At 40.7% G+C, this 17,996-nt stretch carries 15 protein-coding genes; all 15 read left to right on the top strand.

What is annotated here, in order from left to right:
* Window positions 1–227: 227 nt before the first annotated feature.
* The 15 genes from ftsE to ppaX all read left to right on the top strand — a co-directional run bounded on the left by ftsE (window position 228) and on the right by ppaX (window position 17,993).
* On the top strand, window positions 228–914 hold the full coding sequence (gene ftsE, locus ACKXGF_RS11610; protein WP_167262619.1) for a cell division ATP-binding protein FtsE: 687 nt from the start codon (window positions 228–230) through the stop codon (window positions 912–914).
* The gene (gene ftsX, locus ACKXGF_RS11605; RefSeq protein WP_411953878.1) at window positions 904–1,797 is read left to right on the top strand and encodes a permease-like cell division protein FtsX; all 894 of its coding nucleotides are present in this window, start codon (window positions 904–906) and stop codon (window positions 1,795–1,797) included. Before ftsE ends, ftsX begins: the two co-directional genes overlap by 11 nt.
* Window positions 1,798–1,842: 45 nt before the next feature.
* Complete coding sequence (locus ACKXGF_RS11600) at window positions 1,843–3,294, top strand: murein hydrolase activator EnvC family protein (protein WP_411953877.1); 1,452 nt, start codon at window positions 1,843–1,845, stop codon at window positions 3,292–3,294.
* 161 nt (window positions 3,295–3,455) lie between these two features.
* Entirely contained in the window at window positions 3,456–4,967 is a 1,512-nt protein-coding gene (locus tag ACKXGF_RS11595) for a S41 family peptidase (protein WP_411953876.1), read from the top strand.
* Window positions 4,968–5,111: 144 nt separating this feature from the next.
* The gene (locus ACKXGF_RS11590) at window positions 5,112–6,326 is read left to right on the top strand and encodes a hypothetical protein (RefSeq protein ID WP_411953875.1); all 1,215 of its coding nucleotides are present in this window, start codon (window positions 5,112–5,114) and stop codon (window positions 6,324–6,326) included.
* A gap of 407 nt (window positions 6,327–6,733) precedes the next feature.
* On the top strand, window positions 6,734–8,716 hold the full coding sequence (gene uvrB, locus ACKXGF_RS11585; protein WP_411953874.1) for an excinuclease ABC subunit UvrB: 1,983 nt from the start codon (window positions 6,734–6,736) through the stop codon (window positions 8,714–8,716).
* Window positions 8,717–8,721: 5 nt separating this feature from the next.
* Complete coding sequence (uvrA, locus tag ACKXGF_RS11580) at window positions 8,722–11,574, top strand: excinuclease ABC subunit UvrA (protein ID WP_411953873.1); 2,853 nt, start codon at window positions 8,722–8,724, stop codon at window positions 11,572–11,574.
* 12 nt (window positions 11,575–11,586) lie between these two features.
* Window positions 11,587–11,937, top strand: a complete 351-nt coding sequence (locus tag ACKXGF_RS11575; RefSeq protein WP_411953872.1) for a YojF family protein — start codon at window positions 11,587–11,589, stop codon at window positions 11,935–11,937.
* 12 nt (window positions 11,938–11,949) lie between these two features.
* The gene (bshB2, locus tag ACKXGF_RS11570) at window positions 11,950–12,642 is read left to right on the top strand and encodes a bacillithiol biosynthesis deacetylase BshB2 (protein WP_411953871.1); all 693 of its coding nucleotides are present in this window, start codon (window positions 11,950–11,952) and stop codon (window positions 12,640–12,642) included.
* Window positions 12,643–12,711: 69 nt separating this feature from the next.
* Entirely contained in the window at window positions 12,712–13,761 is a 1,050-nt protein-coding gene (locus tag ACKXGF_RS11565; RefSeq protein ID WP_411953870.1) for a DUF4097 family beta strand repeat-containing protein, read from the top strand.
* 13 nt (window positions 13,762–13,774) lie between these two features.
* Window positions 13,775–14,131, top strand: coding sequence for a phage holin family protein (locus ACKXGF_RS11560; protein ID WP_411953869.1), 357 nt, complete (start codon window positions 13,775–13,777; stop codon window positions 14,129–14,131).
* A gap of 406 nt (window positions 14,132–14,537) precedes the next feature.
* On the top strand, window positions 14,538–15,470 hold the full coding sequence (hprK, locus tag ACKXGF_RS11555; RefSeq protein ID WP_411953868.1) for an HPr(Ser) kinase/phosphatase: 933 nt from the start codon (window positions 14,538–14,540) through the stop codon (window positions 15,468–15,470).
* A gap of 13 nt (window positions 15,471–15,483) precedes the next feature.
* Window positions 15,484–16,386 (top strand): prolipoprotein diacylglyceryl transferase, encoded by a 903-nt coding sequence (gene lgt / locus ACKXGF_RS11550; protein ID WP_411953867.1) that lies wholly within the window; start codon window positions 15,484–15,486, stop codon window positions 16,384–16,386.
* Between the two features lie 18 nt (window positions 16,387–16,404).
* The gene (locus ACKXGF_RS11545) at window positions 16,405–17,358 is read left to right on the top strand and encodes a nucleoside recognition domain-containing protein (RefSeq protein ID WP_411953866.1); all 954 of its coding nucleotides are present in this window, start codon (window positions 16,405–16,407) and stop codon (window positions 17,356–17,358) included.
* Window positions 17,355–17,993, top strand: coding sequence for a pyrophosphatase PpaX (gene ppaX, locus ACKXGF_RS11540; protein ID WP_411953865.1), 639 nt, complete (start codon window positions 17,355–17,357; stop codon window positions 17,991–17,993). Before ACKXGF_RS11545 ends, ppaX begins: the two co-directional genes overlap by 4 nt.
* Window positions 17,994–17,996 lie beyond the last annotated feature (3 nt).

Here is a 17,996-nt window from a genome sequence, read left to right as displayed (position 1 = left end):
CAATGATAACCAGTATTTTTACAAAAGATATCGCAATTGAAAAGAAAATGTAATATTATATCCGCAGATAATTCGACTTAAACATGTTATAATATTTTATAAATCGTGAAATTAGATAGGTTTACCAATCAGACACTGATCGATTCAGTCATTTGGTAATCGTTTATTCAATAGAAAAATTATTAGAGTTGCTTATTAAGGCAACGGGGGGAACATGGTGAAATAGTATGATTGAAATGGAGAATGTACATAAAGTTTACGATAATGGCGTAACAGCTTTAAGTGGTGTTACGACCAAGATTGAAGACGGTGAGTTTGTTTACGTTGTTGGCCAAAGTGGTGCTGGTAAGTCGTCATTTATTAAATTAATGTACCATGAAGAAGTGCCATCGGACGGAAAAGTTCAAATAAATCATGTCGATATAGGCAGCATCAAAAAGCGACAGGTTCCGTATTTACGTCGAAGTATTGGCGTTATCTATCAAGACTTTAAGCTTTTACCCAAGATGACAGCTTATGAAAATGTTGCTTTCGCGCTTGAAGTGATTGAAGAGAATCCACGCAAGATTCGTCGTCGCGTGATGGAAGTTTTAGATAAAGTGGGGTTAAAGCATAAAGCTCGATTTATTCCAGCGCAATTGTCAGGTGGTGAACAACAGCGTGTCGCGATCGCGAGAGCCATTGTAAACAATCCTAAAGTTGTAATCGCGGACGAGCCGACTGGTAACTTAGACCCAGATACATCATGGGAGATTATGCGTATTTTTGAAGAAGTCAACGACACAGGTACAACGGTCATTATGGCAACGCACAGCCGTGAGATTGTGAATACAATCCGTAAACGTGTGATTGCGATGGAAAATGGACAAGTTGTCAGAGATGAGCATCGAGGAGAATACGGCTATGAAGATTAGTACATTGAGAAGACACGTAAGAGAAGGAGCAAAGAATTTAATACGAAATAGTTGGATGACGGTTGCGGCTGTTGGCGCCGTAACAACGACATTAGTGTTAGTCGCAGCCTTTTTGATTTTAATTCTAAACTTAAACCAAGTAGCTGAAAACATTGAATCTGACGCTGAAATTCGAGCGTTTTTAGAATTGAATACAAGTGATGAAGAAGTTGAATCAATTGGTAATGAAATCGAAGGAATCTCTCAAGTTACAAGTTATCAATTTTCTTCTAAAGAAGAAGAGTTAGAAAACTTAATTGACGATCTCGGCGAAGAGGGTGAATCTTGGGAACTCTTTGAACAGGATAATCCACTCAATCACGTTTTTGTGATTCAAACAGAAGAGGCTGAAGATTTATCACCAGTCGCAGATCAAATTGGACAAATTGATAAAGTAGAAAGTGTTGAATATGGTAGTGCAACGGTTGACCGTTTATTACAGTTCAATCAATATGCTCGTTATATAGGGATAGGCTTCATTGCTGCTTTATTATTAACTGCGATATTCCTTATTTCGAATACGATTAAGATGACAATCAATGCACGTAGTGAAGAGATTGGTATTATGCGTTTAGTAGGCGCGAAAAATAGTTTTATTCGTGGTCCGTTCTTCGTTGAAGGATTATTAACGGGTGTGATCGGATCTATTATTCCAGTTACAGCTGTTTTAGTAGGTTATCATTTCTTATATGTTAATCTAAATGACCGCTTAAACTTTGAATTTATTGAGTTGCTACCATGGAATCCATTTGCATGGCAGTTATCATTAATGTTACTTGGAATTGGAGCCTTCATCGGCATTTGGGGAAGTGTCATGAGTGTCCGTAAATTCTTACGTATCTAATAATTGATTATTCTACCAATCCAAAAAATATAAAGGGGAGAAACGATGTTGATGAAAAAATGGTTGGCCTTTTTGACTTTAACAGTCGTAATTGCTGGCGTGACGGTATGGTCAGGAACAACTACGGCTGAAGCCAATGATTCAGTAGACGAAATTGAAGAAGATTTAAAAGAAGTTGAAGAAAATAAGAAAGAGATTAATAGTGAACTAGAAAATCTACAAAGTCAGTTAGAAGAGCTAGAATCAGAGAAATCTGAAACTGAAGACGAATTAGCTCAAATCAATAACGAAATTGAACAAGCTGAACTTGAAATTCGTGAAAAAGAATTAAGTATTGAGCAAACAGAAACTGAAATTCGTCAGCTAGAAACTGAAATTAAGAAACTTGAGAATGAAATTAAAGAACTAGAAGCTGAAATCAAACAATTAGAAGAAGAGATTAAAGCAACGAAAAAGCGGATTGAAGAACGCGAGGTTGTCTTAAAGGATCGGCTCCGCACATTACAGAAAAATGGCGGCTCGGTTCGATACATAGAAGTTCTAATGGGTGCTAGTGATTTCGGTGACTTGATTAGTCGTTCCTCAGCTGTTAGCAAAGTGATGGATCAAGACCAAAATATCTTGGACGAGCATTTTGCTGATAAGAAGAAGCTAGAAGAAACTATGACAGAAGTTGAAGAATCAAAAGCACAGGTCGAAGAAAACAAAAAGACTGTGGAACAAAATAAGCAAGCAATGGAATCAAAGCGTGCAACACTTGTGAAGCAAAAAGACGAACTAGATCAACTAGTGGCGAACTTGGATGAACGTAAAGAAGAACAAGAAGTCATTTTAGCGAACTTAGAAGAAGAGCAGGAAGAAATGCACGATCATAAAATGTCACTAGCTGAAGAGCAAGAAATACTAAGCAATCGTGAAGCAGCATTGGCTCAAGCGAAAGAAGAAGCCAAAGAACGAAAGAGACAACGTGAACGTGAACGTCAACGTCAGCGTGAGGCTGAAGCCGAAGACAATTCCAATGATTCAAGTGCTTCAAGTAATTCAGGCGGTGGGACTACACCAGCAGATACTGGCAGTAAGTTCATGCGTCCAATGAACGGTTATTTAACAGATAGCTTCGGTACACGTGGCGGCACACATTATGGCATTGACGCTGGTAGTTACAATAAAACTACACCTATCTACGCAGCTGCTAGTGGTAAGGTATATCGAGTAGAGTCTGGTTGCGTTAGAGGAGATATAGAGTGTGGGGGCGGTTATGGTAATGTTGTTTATATGACCCATTATATTGATGGTAAGTCATATGATACTGTTTACGCACATATGTCAAGGGTTCATGTGAGTGTTGGTGATACTGTTGAACGTGGTCAACAAATTGGTAACATGGGAAGTACAGGTAGTTCAAGTGGTCCACATTTGCATTTTGAAGTGCACAATGGTAGTTGGCAAGGGGATAAAAGGAATGCAATCAACCCGCTTCAATACTTTAGTTTTTAAAAGATAACGACTATACACACAATATCGATTAAGACACTTTTTAATTTTAAAAGCATCGCACCTTATGTGTGATGCTTTTATGTTATAATGAAATAATAGTCCGTCGATACTGACGATGGCCGTGGTTTTAGTGATCGATTTAACGAAAAGTGGTGAAAGAATTGAACATAAGTCGAAAGTTTTTAATCCTAGTAATCGTGGCAGCCTTTTTGGTCGGAGGCGCTATTTCGGCAACAGTTGTTTCGGTTGTAGCTGATGATAAATCAACTGAGGAGCAAAGCGCTTCGAATGAAGACGGTCAATCATCTAATGGTGAATCCGATGAAGAACAGTCGTCGGAATCGGATAACAACCAGTCAGAGCAAAATGGTGACATGCCACAGGAATTATCGCAAATCGATAATTTAGTCCAATCAATCGAAGAATATTACCTTAAAGAAGTCGATGAGGAAACCTTATATGAAGGAGCACTACAAGGGGTTGTAAGTGCATTAGACGATCCCTTTAGTGAGTATATGAACGAAGACATGACCGAGCAGTTTAATCAATCGCTTGAATCTTCATTTGAGGGAATTGGTGCTGAGGTGACTCAACGTGATGGTTATATTACAGTTGTTTCGCCAATCGCTGACTCACCCGCTGAAGAAGCTGGGATCAGACCCAATGATCGGATTTTAGCTGTAGATGGTGAATCAGTTGAAGATCAATCGGTTAATGAAGCTGTTCAAATTATTCGCGGCGAAAAAGGGACCGATGTTGTATTAACCATTCAACGTCCTGGTGAAGAAGAGACGTTTGATGTTACAATCACTCGTGATGAAATTCCATTAGAAACAGTTACCTCTAGTGTTCAAGAATATGAGGGTAATACTGTTGGCGTGTTAGAAATCACGTCATTCGGTGAAGGAACAGCAAAAGAATTTGAAGAAGAATTAACATACTTAGAAGAAGACGAGAACATTGATGGATTAGTCTTAGATGTAAGAGGGAATCCAGGCGGTTTATTTAATGCGGTTCAACAAATGTTATCGCATTTCATGACAGATGAGAATCCGTTTGTTTATACAAAACGTCATGATAGTGAACGAGATCCTTATTACGTTGACGGTGGCGAGAAGAAAGATTATCCAATCTCAGTTGTGATTAATCGGGGTAGTGCGAGTGCTTCTGAAATTCTAGCAGCAGCATTAAATGAAGTGAACGGTTACGAATTAATCGGTGAAACAACCTTTGGTAAAGGGACAGTCCAACAAACAATGCCGTTAGGTGATGGTATGCTGAAGCTAACGGTTTATGATTGGATCACACCAGATGGTAATCGTATTCAAGATCAAGGTGTTGACCCAACGATTGAACAACCTCAACCAGAATATTTCTATTCTACTTTAATTCAATCAGACGATACGCTTGAGTATGACATGACTGGTGATGGGGTTGAGAAACTTCAACAGATGCTTGATGGTTTAGGTTATGAGGTTTCTCGGACAGATGGTTACTTTGACCGTAGTACAGAATCAGCCGTAGAGAACTTCCAAGAGGAAAACAGTTTAGATGTCACGGGAGCTCTTAATGATGAAACAGAGCGCATACTCGAAGAACAAATCTTAGATGCCGTCTCAAATCCTGACAATGATGTTCAGTTGCAACGTGCGATTGAAGCATTATATGAGTAAAAGTTAAAGATGACTCCAGTGTGGGTCATCTTTTTTACCTAGATGAGTTAGGACAATCAGGCTGTTTAAGATCATCAAGCAGGAATTCTCATTAAGATAACGAAAAATAAACGTGATTAAGATGTCGTATAAGGGGGGATTAAGATGTGGCAAACATGGTTAACTGAAATTGGACTAGGGATAGCTTGGTTTTTTGCACAGCCACTACTTTATATAGTAATTGTGTTGTCATTTTTATTAGGAAATTTACGGATTAAACGTGATCGCCAGCAGTTTGGACATCGTATTTTTCCACTACATGCAGAATGGCGTGGGACGTGGTTGCTTGGACTTGGGTTAGGTTTGTTGGTGTCAATTGGACTCGTTTTAGTTGGAGTTGTTGTGACGTGGGAGTGGCTATTATTGTTAACGATTGTCACACTTGTGATGACGTTAACAGGACAATTAGCTCTATTATCCCCTGCCTATACGCTCGGTGTAACAATCGTAACGGTATGGTTGTTACAACAATTTGAAGTGGTCGTTTGGAACGAATCGATTAGCGAAGGCTTATATCAAGTGCCCTTAGATGCAATGGTTTACGTTTTACTAGCATTATTATTGGCCGAAGTGATTTTAGTCATGACGACAAAACGGGCGTTAACTTTTCCGCAATTACAGTCAGGTGACCGAGGAAAAAATGTTATAGCCCATCGAGCGAGTCGGTTAATGCTAGTTCCGTTACTATTTCCGCTACCAGGTGGAACATTAGTATTGAGTGACGCATTTGCCTGGTGGCCGATGTTTGCGATGGATTCAGTCAATATCCAGTTCGTGCTGTTTCCATATATCATTGGATTTTCTCAAATGTTCCGCGGTGTGTTCAGTGAACAGGGCGCTAAGCGAATTGGCTTGAGTGTCTTGTTATTAATGATTATATTAGCTGGTGTGTTCGTTCCACTGATGTCAGTTCCGTATGTACTGATTTCAGTTGCAGGTTTTGCTGTTGTGGCACGTGCTTTCATCAGTCTAATGATTCGCTTCTTTGACCGCGAACGACGTCCAATCTTTCGTCCTGAACCAGATGGTATTACGATTGCTGGTATAATACCAGGGTCACCAGCAGATGAATTGGATGTAGTTGTTGGCGAGAAAATAGAACGCGTACATGATGTGCCCGTGCAGAATGAACATGAATTTTACGATGTTATGAGTGAAAATCGTTCCTATTGCAAATTGAATGTTCAAGACCTTAACGGTGAAACGAAATTCGTCCAACGCCCTATTCATGAAGGTGAAGATCATCAACTTGGCTTCATCTTTGTAAAAGAACGTCCAAGATTCACACTACAAACGACAGAAACATTAACAATGGAATAGATAGGAGAATCTCATTTTGCTTAAAGCAGAATGAGATTTTCTTTTTTAATTGGACAAAGCCCGTGTACAATCATATTCTTTGCAATCAATCCAATGACAAAATATGCTTATGATATGACTGTGTTTTTCGGGCATCTATACAAACGGGTGTTCGTCTGTGTTATACTGGAAATGATTATATAAATTGTGTGTTTGGTGCAACTATAACGAAATTTGGTGCAAGCAGACATGATTTTGAAGCAAGACTATCAAAATCTGAAGCAAGCTATTTAAAATTTGATGCAACACCAATGCCCTTTGGCGCAAGCAATTAAGATTTTGACACAACGTATACAAAATCTATGCAACAACAATAAATGATCATGCAATATGTAAATAGAAACTTTTCTTAAACTGGAGTTGATGATGTGGCGGAAGCATTTCAATTAGAGTCGCAATTTGAACCTCAAGGTGATCAGCCGCAAGCAATTAAGGAGCTTGTGAATGGTGTGCGTGAAGGTAAGCAACACCAAACATTACTCGGTGCTACTGGGACAGGTAAAACGTTTACTGTATCCAATGTGGTTACAGAAATTAATCGACCAACCATCGTCATTGCCCACAATAAGACGCTTGCTGGTCAATTATATAGTGAATTTAAAGAGTTTTTCCCTAATAATGCTGTCGAGTATTTTGTCAGTTATTATGACTACTATCAGCCTGAAGCTTATGTGCCGCATTCCGATACATATATTGAAAAGGATGCGAGCATTAATGACGAAATTGATAAGTTAAGACACTCGGCGACATCAGCTTTATTCGAACGGAATGACGTCTTGATCGTGGCGAGTGTGTCATGTATCTATGGTTTAGGTTCACCAACGGAATACCGCGAGCTTGTCTTGTCTTTACGAACAGGGATGGAAAAAGAGCGTGATCAAGTGTTGCGTGAATTAGTTGATATCCAGTATGCGCGTAATGATATTGACTTTCAGCGTGGGACATTTCGGGTTAGAGGCGATTCAGTCGAGATTATCCCAGCATCAAGGGAAGAGCATTGTATCCGAATCGAATTTTTCGGTGATGAAATTGATCGAATTCGTGAAGTGGATGCGTTAACAGGTGAAATTCTTGGCGATCGTGATCATGTTGCGATCTTCCCAGCGTCACACTTCGTCACACGTGAAGAAAAGATGAAAAAAGCAATTAAAAATATTGAACAAGAACTTCAAGAACAGCTAGCCCATTTCAAAGCGAATGATCAATTACTTGAAGCGCAGCGTCTAGAGCAACGCACGAATTATGACTTGGAAATGATGCGCGAAATGGGATTCTGCTCAGGTATTGAAAACTATTCACGTCATTTATCGTTCCGTGAGCCTGGTTCGACTCCTTATACATTACTCGATTATTTTCCAGATGATTCACTGATCGTGGTGGACGAGTCTCACGTTACATTACCACAAGTTCGTGGGATGTTTAATGGTGACCAAGCGCGTAAGCAGACGCTAGTCGATCATGGCTTCCGTTTGCCGTCTGCGATGGACAACCGTCCGTTAACGTTTCAAGAGTTTGAAAAGCATATTAATTACGGCATTTATGTTTCGGCGACACCTGGTCCTTATGAACGCGAACATTCACCACAAATGGTTGAACAAATTATTCGTCCGACAGGCTTGCTTGATCCGGAAATTGAGGTTCGTCCGATTAAAGGGCAGATTGATGACCTCATCGGAGAAATTAATAAACGGTCTGAGCGAGATGAGCGTGTCTTAGTAACGACACTAACCATCAAAATGTCTGAGGATTTAACGAACTATCTTCAGGAAATGGGGATAAAAGTCGCTTACTTACATTCTGAGATTAAAACGCTGGAGCGAATTGAGATTATTCGTGATCTCAGGTTAGGTAAATATGACGTCTTAGTCGGCATTAACTTGTTACGTGAGGGACTTGATATACCAGAAGTGTCACTAGTCGCGATTTTAGATGCGGATAAAGAAGGTTTCCTCCGTTCAGAACGGTCACTTATTCAGACAACGGGTCGCGCAGCACGTAACGCAGATGGACGAGTCATTATGTATGCGGATAAAAGGACAGATTCAATGCAAGTGGCGATCGATGAAACGTACCGCCGACGTGAAAAACAGATCGCTTATAATGAGGAACACGATATTACGCCAACGACAATCAAGAAAGAAATCCGTGATGTGATTAAGGCGACGTATGATAGTGAAGATGAAGGTGAAAGCACAAGCGTTGCTGAACAATATAAGAATTTATCGAAAGACGAAAAGGCCGAAATGATCGATCAGCTTGAAACGGAAATGAAGCAAGCAGCTAAAGATCTTGATTTCGAGCGTGCAATGGAATTACGTGATGCCATGCTTGAGTTAAAAGCGGAGGGGTGAACGATTTGAAATCTATTACGGTAAAAGGTGCTAGAGCACACAATTTAAAAGACATTGATGTAACCATACCGAAAAATCAATTTATCGTCATGACTGGCTTGTCTGGTTCAGGTAAGTCATCTTTGGCGTTTGATACGATTTATGCGGAGGGTCAGCGACGTTATGTGGAGTCGTTATCAGCCTATGCTCGACAATTCTTAGGGCAAATGGATAAACCAGATGTCGATGCGATTGAAGGGTTATCACCAGCCATTTCGATCGATCAAAAAACGACGAGTCACAACCCGCGTTCGACTGTCGGAACGGTTACGGAGATATATGATTACTTGCGTTTATTGTTCGCGCGTGTCGGTCAGCCGATCTGTCCCATTCACGGCATAGAGATTTCGGCACAAACGGTTGAACAGATGGTCGATCAAGTGATGGCACTAGAAGAACGAACGAAGATGCAAGTGTTAGCACCTGTCGTTTCAGATCGAAAAGGTGAACACAAGCGTTTGATGGAAAACTTGAAAAAAGAAGGCTATGTTCGCTTGCGTGTTGATGGTGAAATGCGCGAGATTTCCGAGGAAATAGAACTTGAGAAGAATAAAAAGCATACGATTGAAGTTGTGGTTGATCGAATTGTCATAAAAGAAGGCATTGAAGGTCGGTTGAGTGATTCGATCGAAACAGCACTGTCGATCAGTGAAGGACAAGTCATTATGGATTTAATTGATGGGGAAGACCTTTTATTTAATGAAAATCATGCTTGTCCAGAATGTGGTTTTACGATCACAGAGCTAGAGCCACGCCTATTTTCATTTAATAATCCGTTGGGCGCTTGTAAAACATGTGATGGCATTGGCCAAAAACTTGAAGTGGACTTAGAATTGGTCATCCCTGATTGGGACTTATCATTCAATCAGCATGCGATTGCCCCGTGGCAACCGATTTCGACGCAATATTATCCGCAACTGTTGCAATCTGTTTGCGAGCATTACGACATTAATATGGATACGCCTGTTAAAGACTTGCCTGAAGAGCAATTAGAAAAAGTCTTGAACGGCAGTGGCGATGAGAAGATTTATTTCCGTTATGAAAACGAACGCGGCCAAGTTAGAGAAAACTGGATTTTCTTTGAAGGTGTTTTAAATAACGTTGCGCGTCGTTATAAAGAATCGAGTTCGAGCTTTATTCGTGAACAAATGGAGAAATATATGGCACAATCACCGTGCCCGACGTGTAATGGTTATCGTTTAAACGAGGAAGCCCTTGCCGTTAAGCTTTCTCAGAATCACATTGGTCAAGTAACAGAATTAAGTGTGACGCAAAGTTTAGCATGGGTGAAAGATTTATCATTAAGTGAAAAGGACCGAAAAATTGCCGACATGATCGTGCGCGAGATTCAAGATCGCCTATCGTTCTTAATTAATGTCGGGTTAGAGTACTTAAATCTTTCTCGTTCCGCTGGCACATTATCAGGCGGTGAAGCCCAGCGAATTCGTTTGGCGACACAAATTGGATCGGCTTTAAACGGCGTCCTTTATGTGCTAGATGAGCCATCGATTGGGTTGCATCAACGTGATAATGATCGCTTGATCGAAACGCTGAAACAGATGCGCGACCTTGATAATACATTAATTGTCGTCGAACACGATGAAGATACGATGTTATCAGCCGATTATTTAATTGATGTCGGACCAGGTGCGGGCGCGCAAGGTGGCGAGATCGTCGCAAGCGGCACGCCTCAAGAAGTGATGGATCAGCCTGAATCGCTCACGGGTCAGTATTTAAGCGGAAAAGAATTCATTCCTCTGCCGAGTGAACGGCGTCCGATTAATTCAGACCGTCAGCTAACGATTCGTGAAGCAACGGAAAATAATCTTAAAACGATTGATGCGTCGATTCCGCTTGGTTTGATGACCGTGGTAACAGGTGTTTCAGGTTCAGGCAAGAGTACGTTAATTAATGATATTTTATATAAAACATTATCGAAAACGCTCCACCGCGGTAAAACAAAACCTGGCGTTCATAAAGCGATCGATGGACTAGATCATTTAGAGAAAGTGATCGATATTGATCAATCGCCTATTGGCCGGACACCGCGTTCGAATCCAGCCACATATATCGGCGTGTTTGATGATATTCGTGATGTATTCGCGCAAACGAGTGAAGCGAAAATGCGTGGTTACAAGAAAGGTCGCTTCAGTTTTAACGTCAAAGGCGGCCGTTGTGAAGCTTGTAAAGGTGACGGGATTATAAAGATTGAAATGCACTTTTTACCAGATGTGTATGTGCCTTGTGAAGTTTGTCACGGTAAACGCTATAATCGCGAGACTTTAGAAGTGAAGTATAAAGGCAAAAATATTGCTGATGTGCTTGAAATGCGTGTGGAAGAAGCACTGGAATTCTTTGAAAATATCCCGAAGATCAAGCGTAAATTACAAACGATTTATGATGTTGGGCTTGGTTATGTGAAGCTTGGTCAACAAGCGACGACGTTATCAGGTGGTGAGGCGCAACGTGTGAAGCTAGCGAGTGAATTACACCGCCGAACGAATGGCAAGTCGCTCTATATTTTAGATGAACCAACGACTGGTTTGCATACCGATGATATTAGACGATTACTGATGGTCTTACAACGCCTCGTTGAAAATGGTGATAGCGTGATTATCATCGAACATGATTTAAACGTAATTAAAACAGCGGATCATATCATCGACTTAGGCCCAGAAGGCGGTGATGGCGGTGGTGAGATTATTGCTACTGGAACTCCGGAAGAAGTCGTTGAAATCGAGGCATCACACACCGGTCGCTATTTGAAAACAGTACTTGAACGCGACCGTGAATTAACAAAAGAACAGTTAACGACATAAGGGAGGCTAACTATGAAAGCCATTGATATGGAACACGTCCAAACACTACTCGATCAATTTGCGAATGAACCCGTTTATATCCATTTAGAAACAACAAACGGCGCTTATGCGAAACACTTCGACTCGAATGCCCACAATGTTGGGGCTTATATTCGCAATGCCGAGATCACATACGAGCGCGGTACGATTGTCGAATCAGATGGCACCTACCGTGTTGGCTTAAAAACAAACGGCTGGATCTACGCAGAAGGAATCACAGACTATGAAATGAACGAAAACGATCAACTTTTAATGGCCGGTCATGATGGTGAAGGACGGCTAATGGTCGCATTAGAAATCAGTCGATCACCATTTAAGATGTAGGAGGGAGAAACAATGGTCGATTTTGCAAAACACGAACAAGTAGTCGTTATATATCCACACCCTGATGACGAATCATTTGGTACTTCAGGAACGATATTAAATTTCCGCGATGTAGGGGTACCAGTTAAGTATTTATGTGGAACTCTAGGTGAAATGGGACGTAATATGGGAACTCCTTTTTTCGCCAACCGTGAAACATTACCAGAGATTCGTAAACAAGAACTAATCGATGCTTGCAATGTCCTTGATATGGATTTGGTTATGCTTGGTTATCGTGATAAAACATTAGAATTTGAATCAAAATATGAAGTGGCAGAAGACTTGAAACAGCGAATTGAAGATGCTGGTGCAACGCTTGTGATTACATTTTATCCACCTTATGCGGTTCATCCCGATCATAATGCCATGGGTGCTGCCGCGTTTGAAGCGGTGCGTCAGATGGATCAAGATAAGCGACCAGAAGTATGGGCAACAGCGATTTCAAATGATCGTGAAGCTAGCTTAGGTGAGCCGGATATTGTGTTAGACACAGAATCTGTTTTTGATCGGAAGTTAGAAGCGATTAAATCACATAAATCACAAGCTGAAGGTATGCTTCGTAAAATGCAAGAGAGCTCTAATTTTACTGGTGAATACGAAAGCGCCCTACAACGGTTACGTTATGAAACATTTTACAAGGTCGATGTCGATCAGGTTGATTCATAAATAGGTTTCAGCTCGCTCATCAGTGGGAACGAGCATATTATAAATGATCGATTGAAGGAGGCTCAACTGATGAGTGCATCACGTCGTAAAATATTAGAACTATTAGAAGAAGGTCATATAACATCTGAAGAAGCCGATGAGATGTTAAATGAGCTTGAAAATAGTGAACAGAAGAATGCTGATGAACAAACGAGTGAAGAACAATCACAGTCGTCGAATTTCGGCAAACGTTTTAAACGTGATATGAAACAATTAGCAGAGGGCTTAGGCCAATTTGTTGGCGATGCGGTTCAGCGGGTGAATCCAAAAGAAGTGAACCGTTTATTTCATTTTGACGATCACGCTGTGAGAAATGTATCAGTCGGTTGGCAAAATGGTGCGATTAATGTCCAACCTTCTGAGGATCATGTGATTAAAGTGAAACTGGCTGGTAAAGTGTTTAATCAGATGGATGCGAACGAAGCACAGAAGGTTTTTGATGAAGCGATCAATGTCATGGTACAAGACGATCAATTGTCACTTGAACAAAGTCGTAAAGATATGTATGTGAACGCGACCGTATACTTACCTGAGACAACTTATGAACAAATGTCGATTGAAACGGTTAGTGGCTCAGTGAAATTGTTTGATCTCAAAAGCCAAGAAGCCAATGTGCAGACCATAAATGGAAGCGTTAAATTACAAGGCTATGAAGCAGATCAACTAAAATTAGGCACACGACATGGTTCCGTTAAATGTGATGACGTCTCTTGTGATACGGCGAAACTAGAAACGGTCGTTGGCTCTGTTCACTTTGATGGTAAAGCAGATGAACTAGATGTTGATGTCGTAACAGGAACTGCTAAAGTGTTAATCGATGAAGAAAATGCTAAGCGTATTGATCTTAACGTGACAACAGGTACGATTTTATTACATGTCCCAGATGATTTACGTGTGAATGGTCGCGCTTATACAAGTTGGAATAGTGTTGATATTGGCTTAAATAATGTGACTATACAAGAACTTGGTGAACAAAAATCGAAACGCCAAACGCAGTTTTTCCATTCAGAAAGCGAAGAGCCTCGTTGTGATGTGCAATTGGCAACGAAGACGGGGCAAATTAAAGTGAAGCAATCATAAGGGAGTTTTCATGATGTTAAAAAATTGGCTTATAGCAATTATCGTCAATGCGGTCGCCATTTTAGCCGTATCTGAATTAATTGATGCTTTTCAAGTTGATGGATTTGAAATGGCGTTATTAGCGGGACTAATCTTATCGATTTTAAATGTGATCGTCCGACCAATCCTTGTATTTTTCACATTACCGATTACGTTTGTCACACTCGGATTGTTTTTATTCGTCATCAACGCCCTGACGTTAATGCTCACGCAATGGTTAATTGGTGATGGATTCGTCATTGATGGCTTCGGCTGGGCAATCCTAGCAGCCATTATTATTTCGATCCTAAACGGCTTACTACAAAACCTATTGAAACAAATGTTTAAGTAAAATCACGGCCGTGGCCGTGATTTTTTCTATTTCATTTTGGATTACGGTTGAGTGACTGGATTTATCTCATAACTCGGTCGATTTATTAGATATCTATTTTAAAGTTCAGAGTTGATTTTTAATTGATTTAGCACATAGTTGTTGAATTATGAGAAGCGAAGGTGGCGACTCCTGCAGGAACAGCACGAGTCTCGAGACCCCGTAGGCCACGCTTTTCGGCCGAGGAGGCTCGAGCCGTGCCTGCGGAAAGCGTCCACCGAAAGCGGATCACAATTCAACAACGGACTTAAATAAAGCTTAATAAATACCAAAACAATCATAAAATCTTCAAGTAAAAATGGATTTCTCAAAACGAGCGATATGGTAAACTGTATAGAAGAGTGTTTTTTGAGGAGGATTGACGTTTGTGAAGGTCCGAACGCAAGATTTAATTGAACGGTTTGAGTTGGAGCTCGTTGCTGGAAAGGACGGGATTCACCGAGAAATCGTGACAAGTGATATATCGCGACCAGGTATGGAAATGGCGGGTTATTTCACCCATTATCCGAAAGAACGCCTACAATTAATGGGGCGCACGGAACTGTCATTTTTATATGATCTCACAGAAGCAGAAGTTCAAGATCGTATGGAAAAAATGTGCACAGATGTGACACCAGGTATTGTCATCACCCGTGCGATGGATGTACCCCAAACCCTAATAGAAGCAGCTGATGCAGCAGGTGTCCCCGTTATGCGTTCTTTGCATAAGACAACACAGGTCATTAGTCGATTAACCAATTATTTAGAGACGAAATTTGCACCGACAACAGCTGTGCATGGCGTCTTGGTCGATATATATGGTGTTGGTGTGTTAATTACAGGTAATAGTGGGATTGGTAAAAGCGAAACGGCACTTGAATTGGTCAAACGAGGACATCGACTTGTAGCAGATGACAACGTTGAGATTCGCCAAGAAGATTATGATACACTAATTGGGAATCCCCCGAATTTAATCGAGCATTTACTGGAAATTCGCGGTCTAGGAATTATTAACGTCATGACCTTATTTGGTGCTGGTGCTGTTCGCAATTTTAAACGAATTTCCTTGGTTGCTCATTTAGAATTATGGGATGAAGAGAAGCAATATGACCGACTTGGGCTCGATGAAGACACGATGAAGATTATGGATGTTGATTTACCAAAATCGGTTATTCCAGTAAGGCCAGGTCGTAACTTATCCGTTATTATTGAAGTCGCAGCAATGAATTTCCGACTTAAACGTATGGGCGTCAATACAGCAGAAGAATTCTCACAACGCCTGAATTCCGTTATTGATGTGGATCACAATGAAATAGAGTAAGGAGCGTTAATTTATGTACGAAGCTTGTACGCAACAACCCTATGATCGTGTCTTTCTTGAATTAGGGCCTTTTCCAATTTATTGGTATGGCGTTTTAATCATGTTAGGCGCGCTTATTGGTTTAATCATGGCGACACGAGAAGGTAAACGACTGAATCTACATAAGGATTTCTTCGTTGATTTGTTAGTTTATGCGATTCCAGCAGCGATTGTTGGTGCACGATTATATTATGTGGCTTTTGAATTTGATAGCTATAATTCATTGATCGAAGTCATTGATATTCGTCAAGGTGGATTGGCGATTCACGGGGCTTTAATTGCTTCTGTATTAGTCGCTTATTTCTATACGAAAATTAAGAATGTGTCTTTCTGGAAAGTAACGGATATTGCAGCTCCGAGTATATTGTTCGGACAAATGCTTGGCCGTTGGGGTAACTTCATGAATCAAGAAGCTTACGGCGGACCGATTTCTCAGTCAGCTTATCAAAACTTCCATCAATATATTCCGGACTGGATCATGAATAATATGTGTGTGGATGGGCTTTATCATCATCCGACGTTTTTATATGAATCGATGTGGAGCTTACTCGGCATCGTCTTATTACTTGTCTTGCGCTATAAAGTGAACCCGCGTCGTGCAGTGATTTTCTTAACCTATGTCATGTGGTATTCATTTGGACGTTTCTTTATTGAAGGTATGCGAACAGATAGTTTATACTTAGTTGGCGATTTACGTGTCGCTCAATTAATTTCGATTTTATTAATCGTTGGCAGTCTTTATGTTCTATATTATCGCCGGAAACATGGTTATGACAATGTCTTATACGATGGTACGCCATTGGATCAACATGGCAATCCAAAACCACAAAATAAACAACAATCGAAGAAGAAGTCGAATAAGAAAAAGAAGAAATAAAAAAGGGAGTTTTCCATATTGGGAGAAACATTAAAAAACGGCTTTAAAAGTGGCTTTTCTGTCACATGGGCTTTAAGTAAAATCATCTTCCCAATTACGGTCATCGTTATGATTTTACGTTACACACCGCTTTTTCCGCTATTCATGAGTTGGCTGGAACCTGTTATGAAATTTTTAGGGTTACCAGGTGAAGCGGCTGTGCCCATTGTGTTAGGAAATTTGCTTAACTTATACGCCGGGATTGGAGCTATTGTTAGTTTTGATTTCACGGTCAAAGAAGTCTTTATTTTGGCCATCATGCTATCCTTTTCCCACAACTTGATTATCGAATCAGCTGTCGCATCCAAAGTGGGGGTTAACTTTTGGGTGATTGTGAGCGTTCGCGTCTTTTTAGCGACCATTTCGGCTATCTTAATTAACTTATTTTGGCAAGGTGGCGGTGAGCAAGCGCAATACGGCCTTATATCGAATGAAGGACCTGAACCGTCAGGATGGGTCGATATTACGTTAACCGCCTTTCAAACCGCAGCACTCAGTATTGTGCAGTTGGCGGCCATTGTCATTCCGCTTATGGTCGGAATTCAGTGGCTGCGTGATAATAAATGGCTTGATTGGATGTCGAATAAAATTGGGCCAGCGACTCGTTTAATCGGAGTCCAACGTAATGCGTCAATGACTTTGGTCGCTGGACTGACGATTGGATTAGCATATGGTGCGGGCATGATGATTCAGGCCGTTAAAGAAGATGGGGTCTCGAAAAAAGATATGTATCTCGTCTTAATCTTTCTGGTCACGTGTCACGCGGTTGTCGAGGATACGCTTGTGTTTATTCCACTCGGTATACCCGTTTGGCCACTCTTACTCATTCGTTTAACAGCAGCCATTGTGTTAACAGCGCTCGTCGCTTATATTTGGAACCGACTTGAGAAAAATAAACAAGTGGATTCAGTTAGAGAGGATGTCCCAACATGACAATTAAAACCTTATTATTTGATTTAGATGGCACATTAATTGATTCGAATGAACTTATCGTCGAATCTTTTCGCTATACGTTAAAAAAACACACAGACCGCGATTATTCGCGTGATGAAATCTTACCGTTTATTGGGCCACCTTTACGTGACACGATGGAGAAGGTTGATCCAAATCAGGTCGATGAATTGATGGCGACATATCGTGAACATAATTTATCGAATCATGATGCTTATATTAAAATGTATGATGGCGTTTATGAAGCAATTCGTGAATTGCATGAAGATGGCTATCCAATGGCGATTGTCACGACAAAAATTCAAAGTTCGGCTCAAAAAGGGCTTGAACTAACAGGATTGGATAAATTTTTCGATGTGATTATAGGTCTCGATAATGTTGAAGAAGCGAAGCCGTCAGCTGATCCCGTACTTCGAGGAATGCGTGCGTTAAATGGTGATGTAGAATCAACGATCATGATCGGCGATAATTCACATGATATTGAAGCGGGCCAAAATGCTGGTGTCAAGACGGCTGCTGTTGGCTGGGCTGCTAAAGGACACGATTATGTAAAATCGTTCAATCCTGATTATATTTTAGATGATATGAGTGATTTACTCGATATCGTAAAGGGGTGAAGC

The sequence above is a fragment of the Alkalibacillus sp. S2W genome, assembly GCF_046764385.1.
Classification (GTDB): domain Bacteria; phylum Bacillota; class Bacilli; order Bacillales; family Alkalibacillaceae; genus Alkalibacillus; species Alkalibacillus almallahensis.
The sequence above is the reverse complement of the archived record's forward strand: the minus strand, read 5'-3'. Positions and strand labels throughout refer to the sequence as shown.

What these genes read in the sequence shown, in the direction of transcription:
- ftsE (WP_167262619.1), top strand. Translation starts at nt 228, where the DNA reads ATGATTGAAATGGAGAATGTACATAAAGTTTACGATAATGGCGTAACA.
- ftsX (WP_411953878.1), top strand. Translation starts at nt 904, where the DNA reads ATGAAGATTAGTACATTGAGAAGACACGTAAGAGAAGGAGCAAAGAAT.
- ACKXGF_RS11600 (WP_411953877.1), top strand. Translation starts at nt 1,843, where the DNA reads ATGTTGATGAAAAAATGGTTGGCCTTTTTGACTTTAACAGTCGTAATT.
- ACKXGF_RS11590 (WP_411953875.1), top strand. Translation starts at nt 5,112, where the DNA reads ATGTGGCAAACATGGTTAACTGAAATTGGACTAGGGATAGCTTGGTTT.
- ACKXGF_RS11575 (WP_411953872.1), top strand. Translation starts at nt 11,587, where the DNA reads ATGAAAGCCATTGATATGGAACACGTCCAAACACTACTCGATCAATTT.
- bshB2 (WP_411953871.1), top strand. Translation starts at nt 11,950, where the DNA reads ATGGTCGATTTTGCAAAACACGAACAAGTAGTCGTTATATATCCACAC.
- ACKXGF_RS11565 (WP_411953870.1), top strand. Translation starts at nt 12,712, where the DNA reads ATGAGTGCATCACGTCGTAAAATATTAGAACTATTAGAAGAAGGTCAT.
- ACKXGF_RS11560 (WP_411953869.1), top strand. Translation starts at nt 13,775, where the DNA reads ATGTTAAAAAATTGGCTTATAGCAATTATCGTCAATGCGGTCGCCATT.
- lgt (WP_411953867.1), top strand. Translation starts at nt 15,484, where the DNA reads ATGTACGAAGCTTGTACGCAACAACCCTATGATCGTGTCTTTCTTGAA.
- ppaX (WP_411953865.1), top strand. Translation starts at nt 17,355, where the DNA reads ATGACAATTAAAACCTTATTATTTGATTTAGATGGCACATTAATTGAT.